21 protein-coding genes are annotated in these 19,871 nt (G+C 71.0%); 18 read left to right on the top strand and 3 right to left on the bottom strand.

Annotation, left to right across the window (positions count from 1 at the left end):
* The first annotated feature begins 31 nt into the window (after window positions 1–31).
* The gene (locus tag CCR97_RS05875; RefSeq protein ID WP_146618965.1) at window positions 32–235 is read left to right on the top strand and encodes a hypothetical protein; all 204 of its coding nucleotides are present in this window, start codon (window positions 32–34) and stop codon (window positions 233–235) included.
* A gap of 71 nt (window positions 236–306) precedes the next feature.
* On the opposite strand, the gene CCR97_RS05870 is transcribed toward CCR97_RS05875, so the two are convergent.
* Both CCR97_RS05870 and CCR97_RS05865 read right to left on the bottom strand, forming a co-directional pair.
* Window positions 307–636, bottom strand: a complete 330-nt coding sequence (locus CCR97_RS05870; RefSeq protein WP_111360467.1) for a hypothetical protein — start codon at window positions 634–636, stop codon at window positions 307–309.
* Entirely contained in the window at window positions 633–914 is a 282-nt protein-coding gene (locus CCR97_RS05865; protein WP_111360468.1) for a hypothetical protein, read from the bottom strand. The genes CCR97_RS05870 and CCR97_RS05865 overlap by 4 nt, the downstream gene beginning before the upstream one ends.
* 132 nt (window positions 915–1,046) lie before the next feature.
* On the opposite strand from CCR97_RS05865, the gene CCR97_RS05860 reads away from it, so the two are divergent.
* The 17 genes from CCR97_RS05860 (at window position 1,047) to CCR97_RS05780 (ending at window position 19,049) form a co-directional block, all read left to right on the top strand.
* The gene (locus CCR97_RS05860; RefSeq protein ID WP_201159370.1) at window positions 1,047–2,264 is read left to right on the top strand and encodes a glycosyltransferase family 9 protein; all 1,218 of its coding nucleotides are present in this window, start codon (window positions 1,047–1,049) and stop codon (window positions 2,262–2,264) included.
* 62 nt (window positions 2,265–2,326) lie between these two features.
* Window positions 2,327–3,430: an inositol-3-phosphate synthase gene (locus tag CCR97_RS05855; protein ID WP_111355531.1), complete on the top strand. Its 1,104-nt coding sequence runs from the start codon at window positions 2,327–2,329 to the stop codon at window positions 3,428–3,430.
* A 20-nt stretch (window positions 3,431–3,450) separates the two neighbouring features.
* The gene (locus CCR97_RS05850) at window positions 3,451–4,050 is read left to right on the top strand and encodes a histidine phosphatase family protein (protein WP_111355530.1); all 600 of its coding nucleotides are present in this window, start codon (window positions 3,451–3,453) and stop codon (window positions 4,048–4,050) included.
* Entirely contained in the window at window positions 4,047–5,186 is a 1,140-nt protein-coding gene (locus CCR97_RS05845) for a CgeB family protein (protein WP_201159369.1), read from the top strand. The genes CCR97_RS05850 and CCR97_RS05845 overlap by 4 nt, the downstream gene beginning before the upstream one ends.
* A 2-nt stretch (window positions 5,187–5,188) precedes the next feature.
* The gene (locus CCR97_RS05840) at window positions 5,189–5,986 is read left to right on the top strand and encodes a sugar phosphate nucleotidyltransferase (protein ID WP_111355528.1); all 798 of its coding nucleotides are present in this window, start codon (window positions 5,189–5,191) and stop codon (window positions 5,984–5,986) included.
* Window positions 5,983–6,786: a TIGR04290 family methyltransferase gene (locus CCR97_RS05835; protein WP_420826062.1), complete on the top strand. Its 804-nt coding sequence runs from the start codon at window positions 5,983–5,985 to the stop codon at window positions 6,784–6,786. Before CCR97_RS05840 ends, CCR97_RS05835 begins: the two co-directional genes overlap by 4 nt.
* Window positions 6,783–7,712 carry a glycoside hydrolase 5 family protein gene (locus tag CCR97_RS05830; protein ID WP_111355526.1) on the top strand — a complete coding sequence of 310 codons (930 nt, stop codon included), beginning with the start codon at window positions 6,783–6,785 and terminating at the stop codon, window positions 7,710–7,712. Before CCR97_RS05835 ends, CCR97_RS05830 begins: the two co-directional genes overlap by 4 nt.
* Window positions 7,713–7,880: 168 nt before the next feature.
* Window positions 7,881–9,089, top strand: coding sequence for a phosphopentomutase (locus CCR97_RS05825; protein WP_111355525.1), 1,209 nt, complete (start codon window positions 7,881–7,883; stop codon window positions 9,087–9,089).
* 102 nt (window positions 9,090–9,191) lie between these two features.
* The gene (locus CCR97_RS05820) at window positions 9,192–10,319 is read left to right on the top strand and encodes an NAD-dependent epimerase/dehydratase family protein (RefSeq protein ID WP_111355524.1); all 1,128 of its coding nucleotides are present in this window, start codon (window positions 9,192–9,194) and stop codon (window positions 10,317–10,319) included.
* Window positions 10,319–11,599: a TIGR04295 family B12-binding domain-containing radical SAM protein gene (locus tag CCR97_RS05815; RefSeq protein ID WP_111355523.1), complete on the top strand. Its 1,281-nt coding sequence runs from the start codon at window positions 10,319–10,321 to the stop codon at window positions 11,597–11,599. Before CCR97_RS05820 ends, CCR97_RS05815 begins: the two co-directional genes overlap by 1 nt.
* Window positions 11,596–12,741, top strand: a complete 1,146-nt coding sequence (locus CCR97_RS05810; RefSeq protein ID WP_146618646.1) for a glycosyltransferase family 4 protein — start codon at window positions 11,596–11,598, stop codon at window positions 12,739–12,741. Before CCR97_RS05815 ends, CCR97_RS05810 begins: the two co-directional genes overlap by 4 nt.
* On the top strand, window positions 12,738–13,910 hold the full coding sequence (locus CCR97_RS05805; RefSeq protein ID WP_111355521.1) for a CgeB family protein: 1,173 nt from the start codon (window positions 12,738–12,740) through the stop codon (window positions 13,908–13,910). Before CCR97_RS05810 ends, CCR97_RS05805 begins: the two co-directional genes overlap by 4 nt.
* Window positions 13,907–15,010 carry a CgeB family protein gene (locus CCR97_RS05800; RefSeq protein ID WP_111355520.1) on the top strand — a complete coding sequence of 368 codons (1,104 nt, stop codon included), beginning with the start codon at window positions 13,907–13,909 and terminating at the stop codon, window positions 15,008–15,010. Before CCR97_RS05805 ends, CCR97_RS05800 begins: the two co-directional genes overlap by 4 nt.
* Window positions 15,007–16,119, top strand: a complete 1,113-nt coding sequence (locus CCR97_RS05795; protein ID WP_111355519.1) for a CgeB family protein — start codon at window positions 15,007–15,009, stop codon at window positions 16,117–16,119. The genes CCR97_RS05800 and CCR97_RS05795 overlap by 4 nt, the downstream gene beginning before the upstream one ends.
* Window positions 16,120–16,263: 144 nt before the next feature.
* Window positions 16,264–17,328 carry a UDP-glucuronic acid decarboxylase family protein gene (locus CCR97_RS05790; RefSeq protein ID WP_111355518.1) on the top strand — a complete coding sequence of 355 codons (1,065 nt, stop codon included), beginning with the start codon at window positions 16,264–16,266 and terminating at the stop codon, window positions 17,326–17,328.
* Between the two features lie 403 nt (window positions 17,329–17,731).
* On the top strand, window positions 17,732–18,592 hold the full coding sequence (locus tag CCR97_RS05785; RefSeq protein ID WP_111355517.1) for an FAD binding domain-containing protein: 861 nt from the start codon (window positions 17,732–17,734) through the stop codon (window positions 18,590–18,592).
* A 97-nt stretch (window positions 18,593–18,689) separates the two neighbouring features.
* Window positions 18,690–19,049 carry a hypothetical protein gene (locus CCR97_RS05780; RefSeq protein WP_111355516.1) on the top strand — a complete coding sequence of 120 codons (360 nt, stop codon included), beginning with the start codon at window positions 18,690–18,692 and terminating at the stop codon, window positions 19,047–19,049.
* 36 nt (window positions 19,050–19,085) lie between these two features.
* Here the strand turns inward: CCR97_RS05780 and CCR97_RS05775 are convergent, their stop codons facing one another.
* Entirely contained in the window at window positions 19,086–19,634 is a 549-nt protein-coding gene (locus tag CCR97_RS05775; protein WP_146618645.1) for a hypothetical protein, read from the bottom strand.
* Window positions 19,635–19,871: the final 237 nt, after the last annotated feature.

Here is a 19,871-nt window from a genome sequence, read left to right as displayed (position 1 = left end):
TGCTATGATGAGCAATCGAGGGGGACTGACGATGCGTACAGTCACCGACTTCTCCGGCACGGTCCACTCCGCGACGCTTCTCGGGATGGGCATCATCCTGGCCGACACGGCCCGCCGCGGGCACCACGACCTCGCGCGCGAGATCGCCGCCCACCTGGACATTCACATCCACGATCTCGCCCCGGTGGTCGACGAGCACGATCTGCGCGAGCTTCAGGCCGTGCTCGACGGGTGAGCCGGCCGTCACGGCTGCGCCGCCCGCGCCGTCACGCGGGCTGCTGCGCGGCGCCATGATCGATATTCCGTCTACTCCGTCTCGAACGCCTCCCGCTTCCGCAACGCCGCGACGACCTCGGGCCGGCTCAGCACCGACCACACCTCGCGCACCGCCTCCTCGGTCGACTCCGCGCTGCGGTCGCGGAAGCGCTCCATCACGTCGCGAAGGTCGAGAACGGCGCGGTCGACCGACGGCGGCAGCGCGAGCGTCATGGTCGGCGTGTTGAACGGCCCCTTGGGATCGAACAGCCGTCCGATCGCGTCCATGACGCGGTCGAAATCCGGCGCCTCGCTGCGCAGCGCCGCGGCGATCAGATTGTAGGCCTCGGCGAGGCGGTCGTGCAGCGCCGCCTCGTTCATTGCTGCGACCGGCTGACGAACTTGTGGAAGCGCGAGACCTTGCCGTCGGCCATCTTGTCCTGATGCAGGAAGGCGAGGTCGGCCTCGTCGAACTTCTCGAAGAACGCGTCCCACGACAGCGTCTCGAGCTTGTCGTCCTTGGGGCCGAAGTCGACCCGCAGGATCCCGGCGTGCTCGCCGCCCGTCTCGGTGCCCTCGACGGTCGCCGGATGGCCGCCGCGCTCCTCCACCCATTTGCGGATGGCGTCGTGATCGGTCGTGACCTTGCCTTGTGACATCGGCTCCTCCTCGCGTCCTCGCTCCGGCATTGGCAGTCCGCCTTCGGTGCGGAAACCGCCGGGCGCCGTCGCGTGTTCCACGTCGGGCGGCGCGATCCCCGACCGCCGAGGGAGCCCGACGCGGGAGCCGGGATGAACGACACGACTGCCGCGGACGCCGCCGCCGCCGATCCGTGGACGGCGGCGATGCGGCGCGGCGACTTCGCCGCCGCCTGGGCGATCAGCGACCAAGTGATGGCGGCACGGCGCGCACGCGGCGAGACCTCGTGGCACCGGCCGCGGCACGAGCAGTTCGTCTGGACCGGCGCACCGCTCGCCGGACGACGCGTGCTGGTCCGCTGCTACCACGGTCTCGGCGACACGCTGCAGTTCGTGCGCTTCACGGCCCCGCTGCGGCGGATCGCGGCGCATGTCACCCTCTGGGTCCAGCCGGCGCTGCTGCCGCTCGTCGTCACGGCCCCGGGCGTCGACGCCGTGCTGCCGCTGCACGACGGCACCCCCGAGGTCGCCTACGACGTCGACATCGAGATCATGGAGCTCGCCCACGCGCTGCGTGCGACACCCGACAATTTGGGGCCGGTGCCGTATCTGTTTCCGGAGCGGGCGCCGCGCTTTCCGGACGCGGCGATACGACCAGATCAACAGCACGGCGGTCGTTCACCCTCTCCCCGCACGCGGGGAGAGGGTGGCTCGCCGCGCAGCGGCGAGACGGGTGAGGGGGCGCCTCCGTATCCACGAGACGCCCCCTCACCCGACATTCGCGCACGAGGCGCGAATGTCGACCTCTCCCCGCGCGCGGGGAGAGGTCTTCGGGGGACCGTGCCATCTCGCATCGGCTTCGTCTGGAAGGCCGGCGGCTGGGACCCGGGCCGCTCGATCCCGACCGAACTGATGAAAGATCTGTTCCAGCGGCTCATGTCGCGCGGCGTCACGCCCTGTATTCTCCAGCGTGGGCTCTCCGCGAGCGAGCTGACTGCGTTACCGGCGACCGACATCGGCAGCGACGACGTCCTGATCACGGCGCGCCGGATGCGATCACTCGACCTGATCGTCTCGGTCGACACCATGCCGGCACATCTCGCCGGTGCGCTCGGCCTGCCCTGCGTGACGCTGCTGAAGAACGACTGCGACTGGCGCTGGAGCACGGAGCGCGATGACACACCGTGGTACCCGAGCATGCGGCTCCTGCGCAGGCGCGCGGGCGAGGACTGGCAGCACGTCCTCGATCGCCTCGCAGTCATCCTGATCACGGCCGTCCCCATCGCAGCCACCCCGATCACGACCGTGGCGAGCTCGGCTCACGGATCCGGGAACCATCGTTCCGAGCAGACGTTGGCGAAACGTACATAGGTTCGCCCACACCGCCGTCGGCGGCGGCGGACCGAGGGGGACCTCATGACCCGGACGTTCCGATGACGAGTGCCGCCTCCGCAAGTGCAGCGTCGCGGCGCGTCCGTGTCGGCATCGTTGGGGTGGGCAACTGTGCCTCCGCGCTGGTGCAGGGCCTCTTCCATTACCGCGACGCCCACGAGAACGAGCCCGTCCCCGGGCTGATGCACGCCGACCTCGGCGGCTATCGGGTGCGCGACATCGAGATCTCCGCCGCCTTCGACGTCAACGCCGGAAAGGTCGGCCGTGACGTCGCCGAGGCGATCCTGGCGCCGCCGAACAACACCATCCGGTTCGCCCGCGTGCCGACGCTCGGGGTGAACGTGATGCGCGGCCGCACGCTCGACGGCATCGGCCGCTGGCTCACCGATGACGTCCCCGAGTCGCCCGAGCCCGACGTGGACGTGACAGAGGCACTGAAGCAGACCGGCACCGACGTGCTGGTCTCGTACCTACCGGTCGGCTCCCAGAGAGCGACCGAGTACTACGCCGAATGCGCGCTCGATGCCGGCTGCGCCTTCGTCAACTGCATTCCGGCCTTCATCGCCTCCAACGACAACTGGCGCCGCCGCTTCGCGGCGAGGGGCGTGCCGCTGATCGGCGACGACATCAAGAGCCAGGTCGGCGCCACCATCGTGCATCGCGTTCTGGCGCATCTGTTCGGCCAGCGCGGCGTGCGGCTCGATCGCACCTATCAGCTCAATTTCGGCGGCAATGCCGACTTCAAGAACATGCTGGAGCGCGAGCGGCTCGACTCCAAGAAGATTTCCAAGACGCGCGCCGTGTCGAGCCAGCTCGACGTGCCGCTCGCCCCCGACGACATCCACATCGGCCCGAGCGACCACGTGCCCTGGCTCGAGGACCGCAAATGGGCGCATATCCGCATGGAGGGCGCCGGTTTCGGCGGCACGCCGCTCAATCTGGAGCTGAAGCTCGAGGTGTGGGACTCGCCGAACTCCGCCGGCGTCGTGATCGACGCGGTACGCTGCGCCAAGCTGGCGCTCGACCGCGGCATCGGCGGCGCCCTCGAAGGCCCGTCGAGCTGGTTCATGAAGTCGCCGCCCGTGCAGTTCACCGATCACGAGGCGCGCCGGCGCCTCGACGCGTTCATCGACGGAGAGGACTGAGCATTCGGGACAGCGCCGCGATGACCACCACCTTCTTCCTGGTCCGCCACGCCCCGCACGGGCTTCAGGACCGCGTGCTGGTCGGCCGCACGCCGCGCATCGGCCTGTCCGACGAGGGCCGGCGCCAGGCTGCCGCCCTCGCCGTCCGCCTGTCCACCGAGGCGCTGACGAGCGTCCATGCGAGCCCGCGCGAGCGCGCGCAGCAGACCGCGAACCCGATCGCCGAGGCCGCCCGCGTGGTGGTGACGATCTCGCCCGACCTCGACGAGATCGACTTCGGCATTTGGACCGGCCGCGGCGTCGTGGAGATGGCCGACGACCCGACGTGGCGGCGATGGAACGAGAATCGCGAGCACGCGCGGGCCCCTGACGGCGAGAGCATGCAGGAGGTGCAGCAGCGCGCGGTGGGGCTGCTCGATCGGCTGGCCAGGACGCATCCCGACGGCCGGATCGCCGCGGTGAGCCACGGCGACGTGATCCGGGCGGCGCTGCTCCATTATCTCGGCATGAGGCTCGATGCCTACGACCGGCTCGAAGTGAGCCCGGCGAGCGTCTCGACCCTGGTGGTCGGCGCGTGGGGCGCCAGGCTCCTCTCGCTGAACGAACAGGTCAAGACATGAAGATCGTGGTGTTCGGGCTCACCGTGTCGTCGACCTGGGGCAACGGCCACGCGACGCTGTGGCGCGGGCTGATCGCCGCGCTCGCGGCGCGCGGCCACCACACCACCTTCTTCGAGCGCGACGTCCCCTATTACGCGGCGAACCGCGATCTCGCCGCGCTGCCGGACGGCGACCTGATCATCTATCGCGAGCTCCCGGAGATTCGCGCCCGAATCGACGCGGCGCTGGCGGATGCCGACGTGGCGATCGTCACGTCCTACTGTCCGGACGGGCCGACAGCCGCCGCCATGGTGCTGGACGCCGCCCGGCCAGTCCGCGTCTTCTACGACCTCGACACCCCCGTGACGCTCGCGACGCTGCGCGACGGCGACACCGTCGCGTATCTTCCCGCGGGCGGGCTCGCCGGCTTCGACCTGGTGCTCAGCTACACGGGCGGCCGGGCGCTGGACGAGCTGATCACGCGGCTTCACGCCCGGCGCGCCGCACCGCTCTACGGCCATGTCGATCCGCGCGTGCATCATCGCGTGCCGCCCGTCGCCCACTACATCGCGGACCTCTCCTATCTCGGCACCTATGCGAGCGACCGCCAGCCGGCCCTGGAGACGCTCCTCGTGCAGCCGGCGACGCGCCGGCGCGACCGGCGCTTCGTCATCGGCGGCGCCCAGTATCCGAAGGAGTTTCCCTGGAGCGACAACATCTGGTTCGTGCGCCACCTGCCGCCGGCCGAGCACCCCGCCTTCTTCTCCTCGTCGCGCCTGACCCTGAACATCACCCGCAGAGCGATGGCCGAGATGGGCTGGTGCCCGTCCGGCCGGTTGTTCGAGGCGGCCGCCTGCGGCACCGCCATCGTCACGGACGACTGGGAGGGGCTGGAGACGTTCTTCTCGCCCGGCACCGAGGTGCTGATCGCGCGTCAGTCCGAGGACATCGACGCGGCGCTCGCGCTGTCGGACATGGAGATCGCCCGGCTCGGACGCGCGGCGCGTGACCGGGTGCTCGACGCCCACACGGCCGCGCACCGCGCCGTCGCCTTCGAGCATCTGATCGAGGCGGCCGCCGCGCCGGGCATCGCCCCGGTCGAAGGGATCGCGCCGGCGCCCGCCGATCCCGTTCCGTCCCGCGCCGTGGAGGCCTGATCATGTGGGGCATCGTGCCGGCCGCCGGCCGCGGCAGCCGCATCCAGCCACTCGCCTTCTCCAAGGAACTGCTGCCGGTCGGCAGCCGCCCGACCGAGACCGGCGAGCGGCCCTGCGCGGTGAGCGAGTATCTCGTGGAGCGCATGATCCTCGGTGGCGCGACGAAGATCTGCTTCGTCATCTCGCCCGGCAAGTCGGACATCATGGAATACTACGGCGCCGCCTATGGCGCGGCCGACATCGCCTACATGGTTCAGCCGCGCCCGGTCGGGCTGTGCGACGCGATCTTCCGCCCCGCCCCGCTGATCGCCGCGGACGAGCACGTGGTGGTCGGCCTGCCCGACACCGTGTGGTTTCCGGCCGATGCGCTCGCCGCGCTGCCGGACGACGCGCTCTCCTTCCTGCTGTTCCCGGTCGACCGGCCCGAGCTGTTCGACGCGGTCGAGCTCGACGGCGCCGACCGGGTCACCGCCATCCGCGTAAAGCAGAAGGACGTGCGGTCGCGCTGGATCTGGGGCGCCTTCAAGATGCCGGGCCGGGTGTTCCACTCGCTCGCCGCGCTGTGGCGACGGCCCGGTCGTGGCGACGAGTATGTCGGCACGCTCGTGAACGCCTGGCTCGCCGAGGGCGGCCGCGCGATCGGCGTGAGGGCGGGCACGGCCTATGTCGACGTCGGCACCGTGCACGGCTATCGGGCCGCGGTCGGTCTCCTCGGTGACGGCATCGCCCCCGGTCAGACGATGCTGCCGGCCGGCGCCGCCGTGCATCCCGCCGATCCGCGCGAGGTGCTCCTGCCATGACCCCGACCGCAACAAGCGCCATGCGCAGCGCCGCGCCGCGCCTATCTCGCGACGACATCGCAGCACGCGCAAGAGCGCTCGGCCCGTGGTTCCACAATCTCGATCTCCACGGCGTGCGCACCGCGCCGGACCACTTCCTCGGCGACTATCCAGCCGTGAAGTGGAGGAACTTCGCGCCAGCGGTTCCGGCCGACCTCGGCGGCAAGAGCGTCCTCGACATCGGCTGCAACGGCGGCTTCTACTCGATCGAGATGAAGCGCCGCGGCGCCGCCCGGGTGCTCGGCATCGACTCCGACGAGGACTATCTGGCGCAGGCGCGCTTCGCCGCCGAGGTGCTGGATGCCGACATCGAGTTCCGCCGGCTGTCGGTCTACGAGGTCGGTGCGATCGGCGAGACCTTCGATCTCGTGATCTTCATGGGCGTGCTCTATCACCTGCGCCACCCGCTGCTGGCGCTCGACCTGATCCGGACCCATGTCGCACGTGACCTGCTGCTCTTTCAGTCGATGCAGCGCGGCAGCGACGACGTGCTCGCGCCGGCTGCGGACTACGACTTCTGGCAGGCCGATCAGTTCGACGAACCGGGCTGGCCGAAGCTGCATTTCATCGAGAACCGCTACGCCGGCGACCCGACCAACTGGTGGGTGCCGAACCGCGCCTGCGTCGAGGCGATGCTGCGCAGCGCGGGCTTCGCGATCACGGCGCATCCCGAGCCGGAGGTCTATCTGTGCCGCTGCGCCACCCCCGACGCGGGCGCCGTGGCGCATCTCCCGCACCTCGCAGCCCGGATGCCGTCATGATCGAAGCCGCGATGATCTGGAACGAGCCCAACAACAAGTCGCATTGGGATCCGGAGATCGACCCGGACTGGTCGCGCTTCGCCGAGATGGCGATCCTGGCCGGCAAGGCGATCGCCGCGGTCGATCCCACATTGCCGCGCGTGCTCGGCGGCATCTCGCCGATCGACCCGACCTTCATCGCCAATCTCGCCGGTCGCGGCGTGCTGGATCACGTCGACGTCGTCGCCGTGCACGGCTTCCCGCTCGACTGGAACCTGTGGAGCATTCACGACTGGCCGAGCAAGATCGACGAGATCCGCACCGTCACGTCGCTGCCGATCTGGGTGTCGGAAGTCGGCGTGTCGACCTTCGGGGCCGAGGAGGTGCAGGTGTTCGGCGTGAACCGCACGGCCGAGCTTCTGGTCGGCAAGGCGCCGCGCATCCACTGGTACAGCCTCTACGATCTCCCGCGCGCCTGGCCGGCGACGACGCGCCACAAGGAGGCCGAGGGCTCGTCCTACTACCGGCACTTCGACATGGGGCTGCTGCGCGAGGACGGCACGCCCAAGCTGGCGCTCGAGCATTTCGCCCGCCACACGCCGGCGCTCGGCCTGTGCCAGTGGTTTCATTATCAGGACCACCGGCTGGACGAGGCGGTGGCCTGGATGAAGCGGCTCGGCGTCACCTATCTGCGCACCGGCCTGTCGTGGGCCGACAGCTTCCGCCCCGACGCGCTCGGCTGGTTCGACCGCCAGATGGAGGCGCTCACCGACTTCGACGTGACCGTCACTTTCTGCTTCACGCCGGAGCATCTCGGGCTCGCCCCGCATCACACCAGCGCGCCGCGCGATCCGGGCGCCTTCGCCGACTTCTGCGCCGCCATGATCGAGCGCTACGCAGCGCATCGCGCGCCGCCGCGGCCCGTCCTCACCGCCTGCCCGGCCTGATCCCGGCGGCGCCCGCGCTGACGCCGCGCCCATCCCTCGCCGTCCGCGCCGGCGAGTGCGCTCCCCGCCGCGCTCGTCGATCCGCCACGACGCGACGTTCCTGCCGCAGCGGCCGAACGGCCGATCGGTTATAAGGGACCTCGCAACGCCGCCGGTTTCGGGGAGATCATGGCCCGCGCGTTCGTCCTGGTTCTCGATTCGGTCGGCATCGGCGGCGCGCCGGACGCGGCCCGCTACGGCGATGCCGGGGCCGACACGATCGGCCACATCGCCGAGGCCTGCGCGCGCGGCGCGGCGGATCGCGACGGCGTGCGCGCCGGATCGTTGATGCTGCCCAATCTCGTCCGGCTCGGCCTAGGCGAAGCGTGCCGGCTGGCGACCGGCCGCGTCCCGCCCGGGCTCGCCGCCGACGCGCCGCCGATCGGCGGCTTCGGCTGCGCGACCGAGACCTCGCGCGGCAAGGACACGCCGTCCGGCCACTGGGAGATCGCCGGCTGCCCGGTGACGTTCGACTGGGGCTACTTCCCGAACACCGTCCAGAGCTTTCCGCCGGACCTGATCGCGGCCCTCTGTGGGGAGGCGCACATCCCCGGCATCCTCGGCGACCGTCACGCCTCGGGCACCGAGATCATCGCGACGCTCGGCGAGGAGCACATCCGCTCCGGCAAGCCGATCTGCTACACCTCGGCCGACAGCGTGTTTCAGATCGCCGCCCACGAGGAGGCGTTCGGGCTCGCGCGGCTCTACGAGGTCTGCCGCGTCGCGCGTCGGCTGGTCGACACGCTGACCATCGGCCGGGTGATCGCCCGACCGTTCACCGGCACCTCGGCGAGCGACTTCGTGCGGACCGGCAACCGCAAGGACTTCGCCGTGCCGCCGCCGGGGCCGACGATCCTCGACGCCGCGGCCGCAGCGGACCGCGACGTGATCACGATCGGCAAGATCGGCGACATCTTCGCCCACCGCGGGACCGGGCGCGAATGGCCGGCGACCGGCAATGCCGCCCTGTTCGACCGCACCCTCGACGGCGCCGACGCGCTCGCCGACGGCGGGCTCCTGTTCGCCAACTTCATCGATTTCGACAGCCTTTACGGGCATCGTCGCGACGTCGCCGGCTACGCGGCCGCGCTGGAGGCGTTCGACCGTCGCCTGCCGGCACTGCTCGCGCGGCTGCGCACCGACGATCTCGTCGTGATCACGGCCGACCACGGCTGCGACCCGACCTGGCCCGGCACAGATCACACTCGCGAGCAGGTGCCGGTGCTGACGTATGGACCCGCGCCCGCACCGCTGGGGGCGCTGCCAACCTACGCGGCCATCGCGGCTCTGGTGATCAAACACATCGATGTATGTCCGCTGACCGACCCTCACGCGTGAGATGTCAGCAGCGTACCGATTCGGTGCCGCCACACCTTCGTGCAGGAACAATGATCCGGACGTCGCGTTCGCCCACCGTCAGGTCGACGAAAGGGAGAGACGATGGCGCGGCGTGTGCTGGTGACCGGCGGGGCGGGATTCATCGGGTCCCATGTGACGGACCTCCTGCTCGAGCGTGGTGATCAGGTTCGAGTTCTCGACACTCTCGACCCGCAGGTGCACGGCCCCGAGGTGCGCGACGCCGGACGGCCCCGCCATCTCTCGCCCGACGCCGAGTTGATCGTCGGCGACGTCCGCGATGCTGAAATCGTGTCGAAGCTATTGGCCGATACCGACGTCGTGATCCATCTGGCCGCCGCCGTCGGCGTCGGCCAGAGCATGTACGAGATCGTCTCCTACACGGACACCAACGACCGCGGCACCGCGGTGCTGATGGAGGAGCTGCTTCGCCGGCCGGTCGAGCGGCTGGTCGTCGCCTCGTCGATGAGCGTCTACGGCGAGGGTCTCGCGCGGCGGCCGGACGGTGCGCTGGTCGAGCCCGCGGACCGCAGCGTCGAGCAGCTCCGTCGCGGCCGCTGGGAGCCCGAGGATCACGACGGCACGGCCCTCGAAGCGGTGCCGACGCCGGAGACCAAGCATCCCGCCCTCAATTCGATCTATGCGCTCAACAAGTACGTCCAGGAGCGGATGGCGCTGATCACCGGTCGCGCCTACGGCATTCCCACCGTCGCGCTGCGCTTCTTCAACGTGTTCGGGCCGCACCAGGCGCTGTCGAATCCCTACACGGGCGTGCTGGCGATCTTCGCGGCGCGGCTCCTCAACCGGCGGCCGCCGCTGGTGTTCGAGGACGGCGCGCAGCGGCGCGACTTCGTCCATGTGCGCGACGTCGCGCGCGCCTGCCTGCTCGCGCTGACCACCGAGACCGGGATCGGAGAGGTGTTCAATGTCGGCTCCGGCCACAGCCGCACCATCACGTCGGTCGCGCACGACCTCGCCGCCGTGATGAGCGCGAGCGATCTCGCCCCCCACATCACGGGCAAGTTCCGCACCGGCGACATCCGCCACTGCTTCGCCGACCTGAGCAAGAGCCGCGACCGCCTCGGTTACGCCCCGCAGGTCGATTTCCAGGCGGGCCTGACCGAGCTCGCCGAGTGGCTGGCGACCGAGATCGCGGTCGACCAGGTCGAGCACGCGACCGCCGAGCTCGAGCGCCGCGGACTGGTGGCGTGATGCGGGTGGCGCTCGTCAACCCGCCCTGGCGCTACGACGGCAGCATCTATTTCGGCTGCCGGGCGCCGCACCTGCCGATCGAGCTCGGTTGCGCGGCGCAGCTTCTCGACGCCGCGGGGCACGAGACCACCATCGTCGACGCGCATCTGTTCGGATTGTCTCTTTCCGAACTCTCCGATCGGGTCCGCGCCATGGCGCCCGACATGATCGTGATCACGACGGCGCCGACCTATCTGTTCTGGCGCTGCGCCCCGCCCGAGCTGCGCGTGCCGCAGGAGACGGCGCGGGTGCTGCGCGATCTCGCGCCGCTTCTCGTCGCGATCGGGCCGCACGGCTCGACGACGCCGCGCGCCGCGCTGGCCAAGCTCGCCGTCGATGTCGTGGTGATGGGAGAGGCCGAAGAGACGCTCGTTCGCCTCGCCGCCGGCGAGCGCGACGGCGTGCCGGGGCTCTGTTATCACGAGGACGGTGCGATCCGGGTCCAGGGCGGTCCGCAGGCGGCGCGCTTCGTCGACATGGCGCCGCTGGCCTGGCCCGACGCCTTCATCGCCCGCCACCGGCATCATCACCACCGTTTCGATACCGAGCCCTCCGGCCCCGGTGCCGAGGTCGAGGCGTCGCGCGGCTGTCCCTACAACTGCACGTTCTGCGCCAAGGAGAACTTCCGTAACGGCTACCGCCGCCGCCCGGCCGCCCCGGTGTTGGAGGAAGTGTCGCGTCTCCAACGGCAGGGCGTCGAGTACATCTACTTCATCGACGAGATCTTCCTGCCCAATCCCGAGCTTCTGGAAGGACTCGTCGGCCGCGGTCTGACGTTCGGCGTCCAGACTCGCATCGACCTGTGGAAGCCCGACCAGCTCGCGCTGCTCGGCCGCGCCGGTTGCGTCTCGGTCGAGGCCGGCGTCGAGAGCCTTTCGCCGGAGGGCCGCGACGCGCTGGCGAAGAAATGCCGGCTCACGACCGACGAGCTCGCCGAGCGGCTTCTCGCCGCCAAGCGTCACATCCCGTTCGTCCAGGCCAACCTGATCGAGGTGCCGCAGGACGACGACGAGACCGTGCAGCGCTGGCGTGACACCATGCGGGCCGCCGGCGTATGGGCGAACGATCCCGTGCCGCTGTTCCCCTACCCCGGCGCGCCGGACTACCGAAAGATGTGGGGCGAACCCGACGACGACGCCTGGGAGCGCGCGCACGCCTGGTACCTCGCTCAGTTCGCGGGCTTCAGCGACATCCAGGAGGAGCGCCCGAAGCCGCTCCACGAACTGGAGTGCTGCGCATGACGCCGCCGCGCCGCCGCGTGCTGATGACCGCCGATGCGGTCGGCGGCGTGTGGACCTATGCGACCACCCTAGCCGCGGCCCTCGCCGGACGTGGTCACACGGTTCTGCTGGTGACGCTCGGCCCCGAGCCGGGTCCCGCGCAACGCGCGGCGCTGTCGGCGACCGACGGTGTAGAGCTGGTGACGACGGATCTCTCCCTCGAATGGATGGACCCGGAGGGGCACGACCTTCCCCGTGCGCGCGACGTTCTCGGATCGATCGCCGAAGAGTGGGCGCCCGACATCGTCCAGCTCGGCGGCTTTCGCGAGGCGACGATCCGGTTCGGCGTGCCGGCCCTCGTGGTCGCGCATTCCTGCGTGCGCTCGTGGTGGCGGGCCTGCCGCGGCGGCGAGCCCGACGCGCCGCGCTGGCGGCCCTATCTCGACAATGTCGCGGCCGGCCTCGCGGCCGCCGATGCGTGGGCGGCGCCGACCCGCGCGTTCCGCGATCTGATCACGTCGCTCTATGCGCCGCTGCGCGACGGCGCCGTGATCCCGAACGGCATCGCCATGCCCGACCCACCGTCGCGCCGCGCCCGCCGCCCCGTCGTGCTCGCCGCCGGCCGTCTGTGGGACGAGGCGAAGGGGATCGACACGCTGCTCGCGGCCGCCCCCACCCTGCCCTGGGCGGTGCGCATCGCCGGGGCCACGACGGCGCCGGACGGCGGGCCCACACTCGCGGCACCGGACACCGTGACGCTGCTGGGGATGCTGGATCAGGCGTCCCTGCACGCCGAGATGCAGGCCGCCGAAATCTTCGTCGCGCCGGCGCGGTACGAGCCGTTCGGCCTGACCATCGCCGAAGCGGCCGCCTGCGGCGCCGTGCTGGTGCTGTCCGACATCCCGACGCTGCGCGAGCTGTGGGACGGCGCCGCCGCGTTCGTGCCGACCGATGCGCCGTCCGCGCTCGCCGCCGCCGTGACGGCGCTGGCCGCCGAACCGGCGCGGCGGGGCGCGTTGCGACGGGCGGCGCAGGCACGCGCCGCGACCTACACGGTGGACGCGATGACCGACCGCATCGAGAGCCTCCACCAGACGCTGATCGCGGGCGATGCGCGCCGCACGGCCATTGCGGCCTCGCTGACGCCGGAGGCCGTGGCATGAAGGTGGTGATCTTCTGTCACTCGCTCGAATCCTGCTGGAACCACGGCAACGCCCACTTCCTGCGTGGCATCGCGCGCGAGCTGCTGCGCGCCGGCCACGCGGTCGACGTTCACGAGCCGGCCGACGGGTGGAGCCGCACCAACGCGCTCGCCGACGGCGGCCCGGCAGCGCTCGCGCCGGCCGACCGGCTCGTGCCGGGCGTTGGGCTCCATCGCTACGATGCCGCCGGCCCCGATCTTGATCGCGCGCTCGACGGCGCCGACCTCGTCCTGGCGCACGAGTGGAACGAGCCCCGCCTGATCGCCGCGCTGGGCGCGCGCCGTGCCGCCGACTGCCGCTTCCTGTTGTTCTTCCACGACACGCATCACCGCGCCGTCACGGCGCCGGACGAGATCGGACGGTTCGATCTCGACGGCTACGACGGCGTCCTCGCTTTCGGCGAGGTTCTGCGCGAGGTCTATCTGAAGCGCGGCTGGGGCCGCCGGGTCTTCACCTGGCACGAGGCCGCCGACACGGCGCTGTTCCGGCCACTCGCTCGTGAAACGGACCGCGATCTCGTCTTCATCGGCAATTACGGCGACGGCGAACGCGACGTGGAACTCAAGACCTACCTGATGGAGCCGATAGCGACGCTCGGGCTTTCGGCGCGCGTGCACGGCGTACGCTGGCCCGAAGCGGCGCGCGCAGAGCTCGTCGCACGGGGCATCGATTATGCCGGATGGCTCCCCAACCACCGCGCGCCCGAGGCTTTCGCCCGCGCCCGCGTCACCGTGCATGTGCCGCGCCGGCCTTATGCCGAGGCGCTGCGCGGCATCCCGACCATCAGGATGTTCGAGGCGCTGGCCTGCGGCATCCCGCTCGTCAGCGCGCCCTGGGACGAAGCCGAAGGTCTCTTTCCCGACGGCAGCTATCTGAAGGTGCGCGACCGCGACGGCATGACGGCGGCACTCGCCACCGTGCTGCGCGACCAGGACCAGGCCGAAAGCCTCGCCCGCACCGGGCTCGCCGCGATCCGCGCGCGCCACACCTGCGCCCATCGCGTCGCCGCGCTCCTCGACATCGTCGCCTCGGTTCGAGGAGACCGCATGCCCGCCGCGTCCGCCCGTCCCGCCGCGCCGATCCTCGGCGCGCCCGCCGAAACCGCACCCGCCAGGATCGCCGTGTCATGAGATTGCGTTTCTTCGGATCGAGCCTCGTCTCCTCCTACTGGAACGGGGCCGCCACCTACTATCGCGGGCTCCTGAAGGCCCTCGCCGCGCACGGCGTCGACGTCGTCTTCTACGAGCCCGACGCCTATCAGCGCCAGCAGCACCGCGACATCGTCGATCCGCCCTGGGCGCGCGTCGTCGTCTACCCGGCGACCGCGGACGGCTGGCGGCGAGCGCTCGACGAGGCGGCGCACGACGCCGATCTGCTGGTCAAGGCGAGCGGCGTCGGCGTGTTCGACCGCGAGCTGGAGATCGCCGTGCCGGACGCGGTGCGCCCCGGCGCCGCCTGCGCCTGGTGGGACGTCGACGCGCCGGCGACGCTCGACGCCGTCGCGGCAAACCCCGACGATCATCTGCGCGGCGCCGTGCCGCGCTACGATCTCGTCTTCACCTACGGCGGCGGCGACCCGGTCGTTCAGGCCTACATGGCGCTCGGCGCCCGCGCCTGCGTGCCGATCTACAACGCGGTCGATCCCGACACCCACCACCCGGTCGCGGCACGCGACGAATGGCGCTGCGATCTCGGCTTTCTCGGCAACCGTCTGCCGGACCGCGAGGCCCGCGTCGAAGACTTCTTCCTCGATGCCGCGGCGCGGCTGCCGGCGAAGAGCTTCCTGCTCGGCGGCGCCGGCTGGGAGGACAAGCCTGTGTCGGCGAACGTGCGCCGCCTCGGTCACGTCGGCAGCGTCGATCACAACGCCTTCTTCTGCTCATCGCTCGCCACCCTCAACGTCAACCGCGCCAGCATGGCACGCTACGGCTTCTCGCCGCCCACCCGCGTGTTCGAGGCGGCCGGCGCCGGCGCCTGCCTGATCACCGACCGCTGGGAGGGCATCGATCGGTTCCTCGAGCCGGAGCGCGAGATCCTCGTCGCCGACTCGGGGGCCGAGGTCGCCGCGCTGCTCGACGGGCTCGACGAGACGCGGGCGAAGAGCATCGGCGCCGCCGGACGCGAGCGCGTGCTCGCCGAGCACACCTACGCGCACCGCGCCCGCACCGTGCTGGACCGGCTCGGCGTTCCGGTGCGGCCGTTGTCGCTCGGGCGGGAGGCCGCGGAATGACGCTCGACATCGTCGTCCTCGGCCTCTCGATCACGTCGTCCTGGGGCAACGGCCACGCCACCACGTATCGGGCGCTGATCAAGGCGCTGGCCGAACGGGGCCACCGCGTGACCTTCCTGGAACGCGACGTCGCGTGGTACCGCGAGCATCGGGATCTGCACCGGCCCGCGTGGTGCCGGGTGGAGCTGTACGACTCGCTCGCCGAGCTGCCGCGCCGGCACGGCGGCCTGGTGCGCGACGCCGACCTCGTGATTCTCGGCTCCTTCGTGCCGGACGGCGTCGCCATCGCCGACTGGCTGACCACCGAGGCCCGCGGCATCACGGCCTTCTACGACATCGACACGCCCGTGACCCTGCGGCGCCTCGAGCAGGGCGGCACCGACTACATCGCGCCGGCACTGGTGCCGCGTTTCGATCTCTACCTGTCGTTCACGGGCGGCCCGGTGCTGGAGCTGATCGAGGAGACCTGGGGGGCGCGCGCGGCGCGGCCGCTCTACTGCGCCGTCGATCCCGAGCTGCACATGCCGCACGACGTCGTTCCGCATCTCGCGCTCGGCTATGTCGGCACCTACAGTCCGGACCGCCAGCCGACGCTCGACCGGCTGCTGGTCGAGCCGGCGCGGCGCCTGCCGGCACAGCGCTTCGCGGTCGCCGGGCCGCAATATCCGGACGCGCTCGACTGGCCCGCGAACGTCGCCCGCATCGATCACCTGCCGCCGCAGGAGCACGCCCGCTTCTACTGCGGCCAGCGCTTCACCCTCAACGTCACCCGGGCCGACATGATCGCGGCCGGCTGGTCGCCGAGCGTGCGGCTGTTCGAGGCCGGGGCCTGCGGCGTGCCGGTCATCTCGGATCGCTGGGCCGGGCTCGACGCGTTCTACACGCCGGGCTCCGAGATCCTGATCGCCGACACGACCGCGGAGGCCATGGCGATCCTGCGCGACATGCCGGAGGAGCGCCGGCGCGATATCGCGGCGGCGGCACGCAGACGGACGCTCGCCTGTCACACGGCGCGCGAGCGCGCCCGCGCGCTCGAGGATCACCACGCCGAAGCGCGGGCCGCACGGGTGCGCAGCGGCGCGTCGAGAACGGTCGGCGCGGTGGCCTGACGACGTGATCAGGAACTCTCGTCGCCCGCATGGGGTTTGTACATCGAGATCCCTCCGGCCCGGCCAGCCTCGGGCCACCGACGCGATCCTCGGCCGAGACGACGCAGGACCCGACAGACGCGAGACCAAAAAAGGAGAGCGCGCGTGCCCCCGAGCGGAAGCCTGAACATCGTCGTGACCGGCGGAGCCGGATTCATCGGCTCACACCTGTGCGACCGGCTCGTCCACAAGGGCCACGCCGTGACCTGCGTGGACAATCTGTACACGGGCCGGTTCGACAACGTCCGGCCGCTCTCCAACCACCGCAACTTCCGCTTCGTCAAGGCGGACGTGCGCGAGCCGCTCGCCATCGAGGGCCCGGTCGATCGCATCTACAATCTCGCCTGCCCGGCCTCCCCGCCGCATTATCAGCGCGATCCGATCGGCACCGTAAAGACCTGCGTGCTCGGCGCCATCCATGCGCTGGAGCTCGCCCGCACCACCGGCGCCCGCATCCTCCAGGCCTCGACCAGCGAGGTCTACGGCGATCCCGACATCCATCCGCAGCCGGAGAGCTACCGCGGCGCCGTCAACCCGGTCGGTCCGCGCGCCTGCTACGACGAGGGCAAGCGCTGCGCCGAAGCGCTGTTCTTCGATTATCGGCGCGTCCACGGCGTGTCCGTGAAGGTCGCCCGCATCTTCAACACCTACGGCCCGCGCATGCTGGAGAACGACGGGCGGGTGATCTCCAACTTCGTCGTGCAGGCGCTGCGCAACCAGCCGATCACGCTCTACGGCGACGGCTCGCAGACCCGCTCCTTCTGCTACGTCGAGGATCTGCTCGACGGGCTCGAGCTGCTGATGGAGAGCGACGACACGGTCACCGGGCCGTTAAACCTCGGCAATCCGCGCGAGGTCACGGTGAAGGAGATCGCCGACATGGTGCTGGCGCAGACCGGCTCGCGCTCGCGCCTCGCCTATCATCCTCTCCCCCAGGACGATCCGCGTCGGCGCAAGCCGGAGATCACGGCCGCTGCGAGTGCACTCGGGTGGCAGCCGCGCATCGCGCTGGAGGACGGGCTGCGGTCGACCATCGACTATTTCGCCTTGAAGGTGGCGACGCCGACCGCGACGGCGAAGCATGCCGATTCGAACGCTGTGATCGACGTCACAGCACGGCCGAGCCGCAAGCGGCGCACCGCCCTGTCGACCGTGGGCGGCTCCGCCTGAACGATTCGCGCCTCGGCGGTGCGCCGGCATCCGCTTTCGGAACGCCATGCGACACGGCGGATCGGGGGCTTCCGAACCGCTGTCCAGAACACCGGACGGAGGCCGTGTTCTGACAAATTGACAAACACCTGTCTTCTATGAGAGCTGGGACAATCCGGGTCGCGACCTCGGACTGTTTCGTGACGAGCCGGCTCGGGACCGTGTTGGATCGCTGGACCTTCCTGTTTTCAGACGCGCCACGTCCCGCGGCCCCGGTTCGCGCAACGAGACATGCCGGCGGAGATCGCAACCCGAGCTTCGCGCGGCGGAGAATGCCGATCCCGTCGGCCTCGCCCGTCAGGGCAATCGATGTCGGGCCGTCGGATCGTGAGGATCGGGCGCGCTGCCGGCCGGGAGGCGACCCATGAAGGAACCCTCGCTGGACGTCTGCATGGACGCGGCGCAATTCGATTATGTCCGCGTGCTCTGCGCCGAGGAGGCCGTCAACGTGCTGGCCCAGTGCGGCGAGCGCGGCGTGGTCATGGCGGGCGGGCAGTCGCTGATTCCGCAGATGAGCCTGCGCTCGACGGTCCCGCACGTGCTCGTCGATCTCGGCCAGGCCACCGAGCTGCGCATGATCGAGGCGCACGGCGACACGGTCATGGTCGGGGCCATGGTGACCCATGCGATGATCGAGGACGGGCTGGTGCCCGACCCGGTCGCCGGCATGCTGCCCTATGTGGCGCACGGCATCGCCCACCGCGACGTCCGCAACCGCGGCACGCTCGGCGGCACCGCGTGCTGGGCCGACCCCTGCGCCGACTGGCCGACCGCCCTCGTCGCGCTCGACGCCACCATGGTGACGCTGTCGCCGGAGGGCGAGCGCCGCATCCCGATCACCCGCTTCTATCCGGAGGCGTTCACCAACGCGCTCGGCGCCGCCGAGATCGTCACGTCGATCAGCCTGCCGCGGTCGTCGAAGCGGGCCCGCTGGGGCTACTACAAGGTCACCCGGACGGTCAGCGAATCGGCCGATGCGATCGCCGCCGTGATCTCGGATCCGGAGCGCGGCGTCAGCCGCGTCGTGCTCGGCGGCCTGAAGTCCCCGCCCCTGATCCTGACCGAAGTGTCGAAGGATTTCGCCGAGCGCCCCCCGGACCTCGGCAGCATGCGGCTCGAGGCCTGCGAGGAGATGATCGCCGACCTCCCCGCCCTCGCCGACGCCAATCTCCACAACTACGCCTTCGCGCTCAGCCGCGCGCTCCGCAGCGCCTTCGGCGCCTGATCCGGCCGCAGCCCGCCGTCACGCCGTCGCCGGGGCCTGCCGGCGTGACGGAACGGCCTCTCCGGCGACGGGTTTCCCCGGGACAGGGAGACCCCGCATGGACCGTGACGAGACGCGCGCGAGACCGCCCGGAAAGGGCTTCGCCGATCAGGGCCAGGTGAGCGATGCCGACCGGCCTCTGCTGGAGACGCCCGGCGGCCGCTCGGCCGAACGCGATCCGGCCGATCGCACCGACGTCGACGACGAGACCCGCCGGCAGGACGTCGGCGCTGTGCCGCGCAGCGCCGTGACGGGCGCGCACCAGCCCGGAACCGGCGCCGACGAGACCGCGGACGGGCTGAGCGAGACCGAGGAGGCGACGCGTCGCGCCGCCGAGGACATCGCCACCGGCCCCGGCGAGGAGGACCGCGACGACGACACGCCGGTGTTCGAGCGCGGCGGCCTGCCGAAGGCGTGACGGATCGGGCGCAAGCCCTTTGGAGCGGCGCCCGACTCAGTTGGCGCAGTTGGCGCGGAGCTGGCCGGCGGCGGCGGAGACGCCGCGCAAATCGAAGCTGAGCTCGCGCTCGCCACCGCTCGTGCGCACCTGCAGGGCGAAGCTGCGGGCGGTGCGGAAGCGCTCCAGCAGCGCCGCCGGGTCGGGCGGCGCGTAGGCGTTGCCGAGAATGCGCCAGCGCTCCGGGCTCGCCACCTGATCGAGCAGGACCGTCACGTCGACGTCGCCGACCGGCTCCGAGTCGGGCGGCCAGTCGAGGTCGAGGGCGAGCAGCTCGAGCGTGCCCTGGCGGCACTCCATGAGCAGCCCGGCGCGGCCGGGCTGTGCCATCGGCGTGCCGCGGCGCGTGAAGGAAAGGCCGTGCCCGACCAGCGTGGGGCGCTCGGCGTCCGGCCGCGGCACGGCCGCGAGCGGCATCGGCATGCGCACCACGAAGCCCGTCGTGATGGTCGTCTGTTGCGCCCGCGCGGCGCCGGCGAGCGGCGCCAGCACGGCGATCAGAAACAGGGTCGATACGCGGCACAGGGTCACTCGGCACAGGGTCACGCCGGGCACCTCCGGGTCTGCAGATCGGCCGATGCGGGTGCCGGAGCGCGAATCCGTCGAGGACAATCGATCATTGACGGAGTCTTAATGGCTTCGCGGCGATGGGCCAACGCTGTCGACCGTATCATGCGCGCATTCCCGCCCAGACTATGGCGACGAGCGGACACAATTCCGGCCGATCCACAGAGGCGAACCGTGTTGCGCGAATCGAAACGGCCGGGACTGGCCCGGCCGTTC

Origin of the sequence: Rhodoplanes elegans (assembly GCF_016653355.1) — a bacterium.
Lineage (GTDB): Bacteria > Pseudomonadota > Alphaproteobacteria > Rhizobiales > Xanthobacteraceae > Rhodoplanes > Rhodoplanes elegans.
This window is presented reverse-complemented; position numbering and strand designations above follow the sequence as displayed.

Bases quoted from the DNA above. Each gene is read 5' to 3' on its own strand.
- CCR97_RS05875 (WP_146618965.1), top strand. From the start codon at position 32: ATGCGTACAGTCACCGACTTCTCCGGCACGGTCCACTCCGCGACGCTT.
- CCR97_RS05870 (WP_111360467.1), bottom strand. From the start codon at position 636: ATGAACGAGGCGGCGCTGCACGACCGCCTCGCCGAGGCCTACAATCTG.
- CCR97_RS05865 (WP_111360468.1), bottom strand. From the start codon at position 914: ATGTCACAAGGCAAGGTCACGACCGATCACGACGCCATCCGCAAATGG.
- CCR97_RS05860 (WP_201159370.1), top strand. From the start codon at position 1,047: ATGAACGACACGACTGCCGCGGACGCCGCCGCCGCCGATCCGTGGACG.
- CCR97_RS05855 (WP_111355531.1), top strand. From the start codon at position 2,327: ATGACGAGTGCCGCCTCCGCAAGTGCAGCGTCGCGGCGCGTCCGTGTC.
- CCR97_RS05850 (WP_111355530.1), top strand. From the start codon at position 3,451: ATGACCACCACCTTCTTCCTGGTCCGCCACGCCCCGCACGGGCTTCAG.
- CCR97_RS05845 (WP_201159369.1), top strand. From the start codon at position 4,047: ATGAAGATCGTGGTGTTCGGGCTCACCGTGTCGTCGACCTGGGGCAAC.
- CCR97_RS05840 (WP_111355528.1), top strand. From the start codon at position 5,189: ATGTGGGGCATCGTGCCGGCCGCCGGCCGCGGCAGCCGCATCCAGCCA.
- CCR97_RS05835 (WP_420826062.1), top strand. From the start codon at position 5,983: ATGACCCCGACCGCAACAAGCGCCATGCGCAGCGCCGCGCCGCGCCTA.
- CCR97_RS05830 (WP_111355526.1), top strand. From the start codon at position 6,783: ATGATCGAAGCCGCGATGATCTGGAACGAGCCCAACAACAAGTCGCAT.
- CCR97_RS05825 (WP_111355525.1), top strand. From the start codon at position 7,881: ATGGCCCGCGCGTTCGTCCTGGTTCTCGATTCGGTCGGCATCGGCGGC.
- CCR97_RS05820 (WP_111355524.1), top strand. From the start codon at position 9,192: ATGGCGCGGCGTGTGCTGGTGACCGGCGGGGCGGGATTCATCGGGTCC.
- CCR97_RS05815 (WP_111355523.1), top strand. From the start codon at position 10,319: ATGCGGGTGGCGCTCGTCAACCCGCCCTGGCGCTACGACGGCAGCATC.
- CCR97_RS05810 (WP_146618646.1), top strand. From the start codon at position 11,596: ATGACGCCGCCGCGCCGCCGCGTGCTGATGACCGCCGATGCGGTCGGC.
- CCR97_RS05805 (WP_111355521.1), top strand. From the start codon at position 12,738: ATGAAGGTGGTGATCTTCTGTCACTCGCTCGAATCCTGCTGGAACCAC.
- CCR97_RS05800 (WP_111355520.1), top strand. From the start codon at position 13,907: ATGAGATTGCGTTTCTTCGGATCGAGCCTCGTCTCCTCCTACTGGAAC.
- CCR97_RS05795 (WP_111355519.1), top strand. From the start codon at position 15,007: ATGACGCTCGACATCGTCGTCCTCGGCCTCTCGATCACGTCGTCCTGG.
- CCR97_RS05785 (WP_111355517.1), top strand. From the start codon at position 17,732: ATGAAGGAACCCTCGCTGGACGTCTGCATGGACGCGGCGCAATTCGAT.
- CCR97_RS05780 (WP_111355516.1), top strand. From the start codon at position 18,690: ATGGACCGTGACGAGACGCGCGCGAGACCGCCCGGAAAGGGCTTCGCC.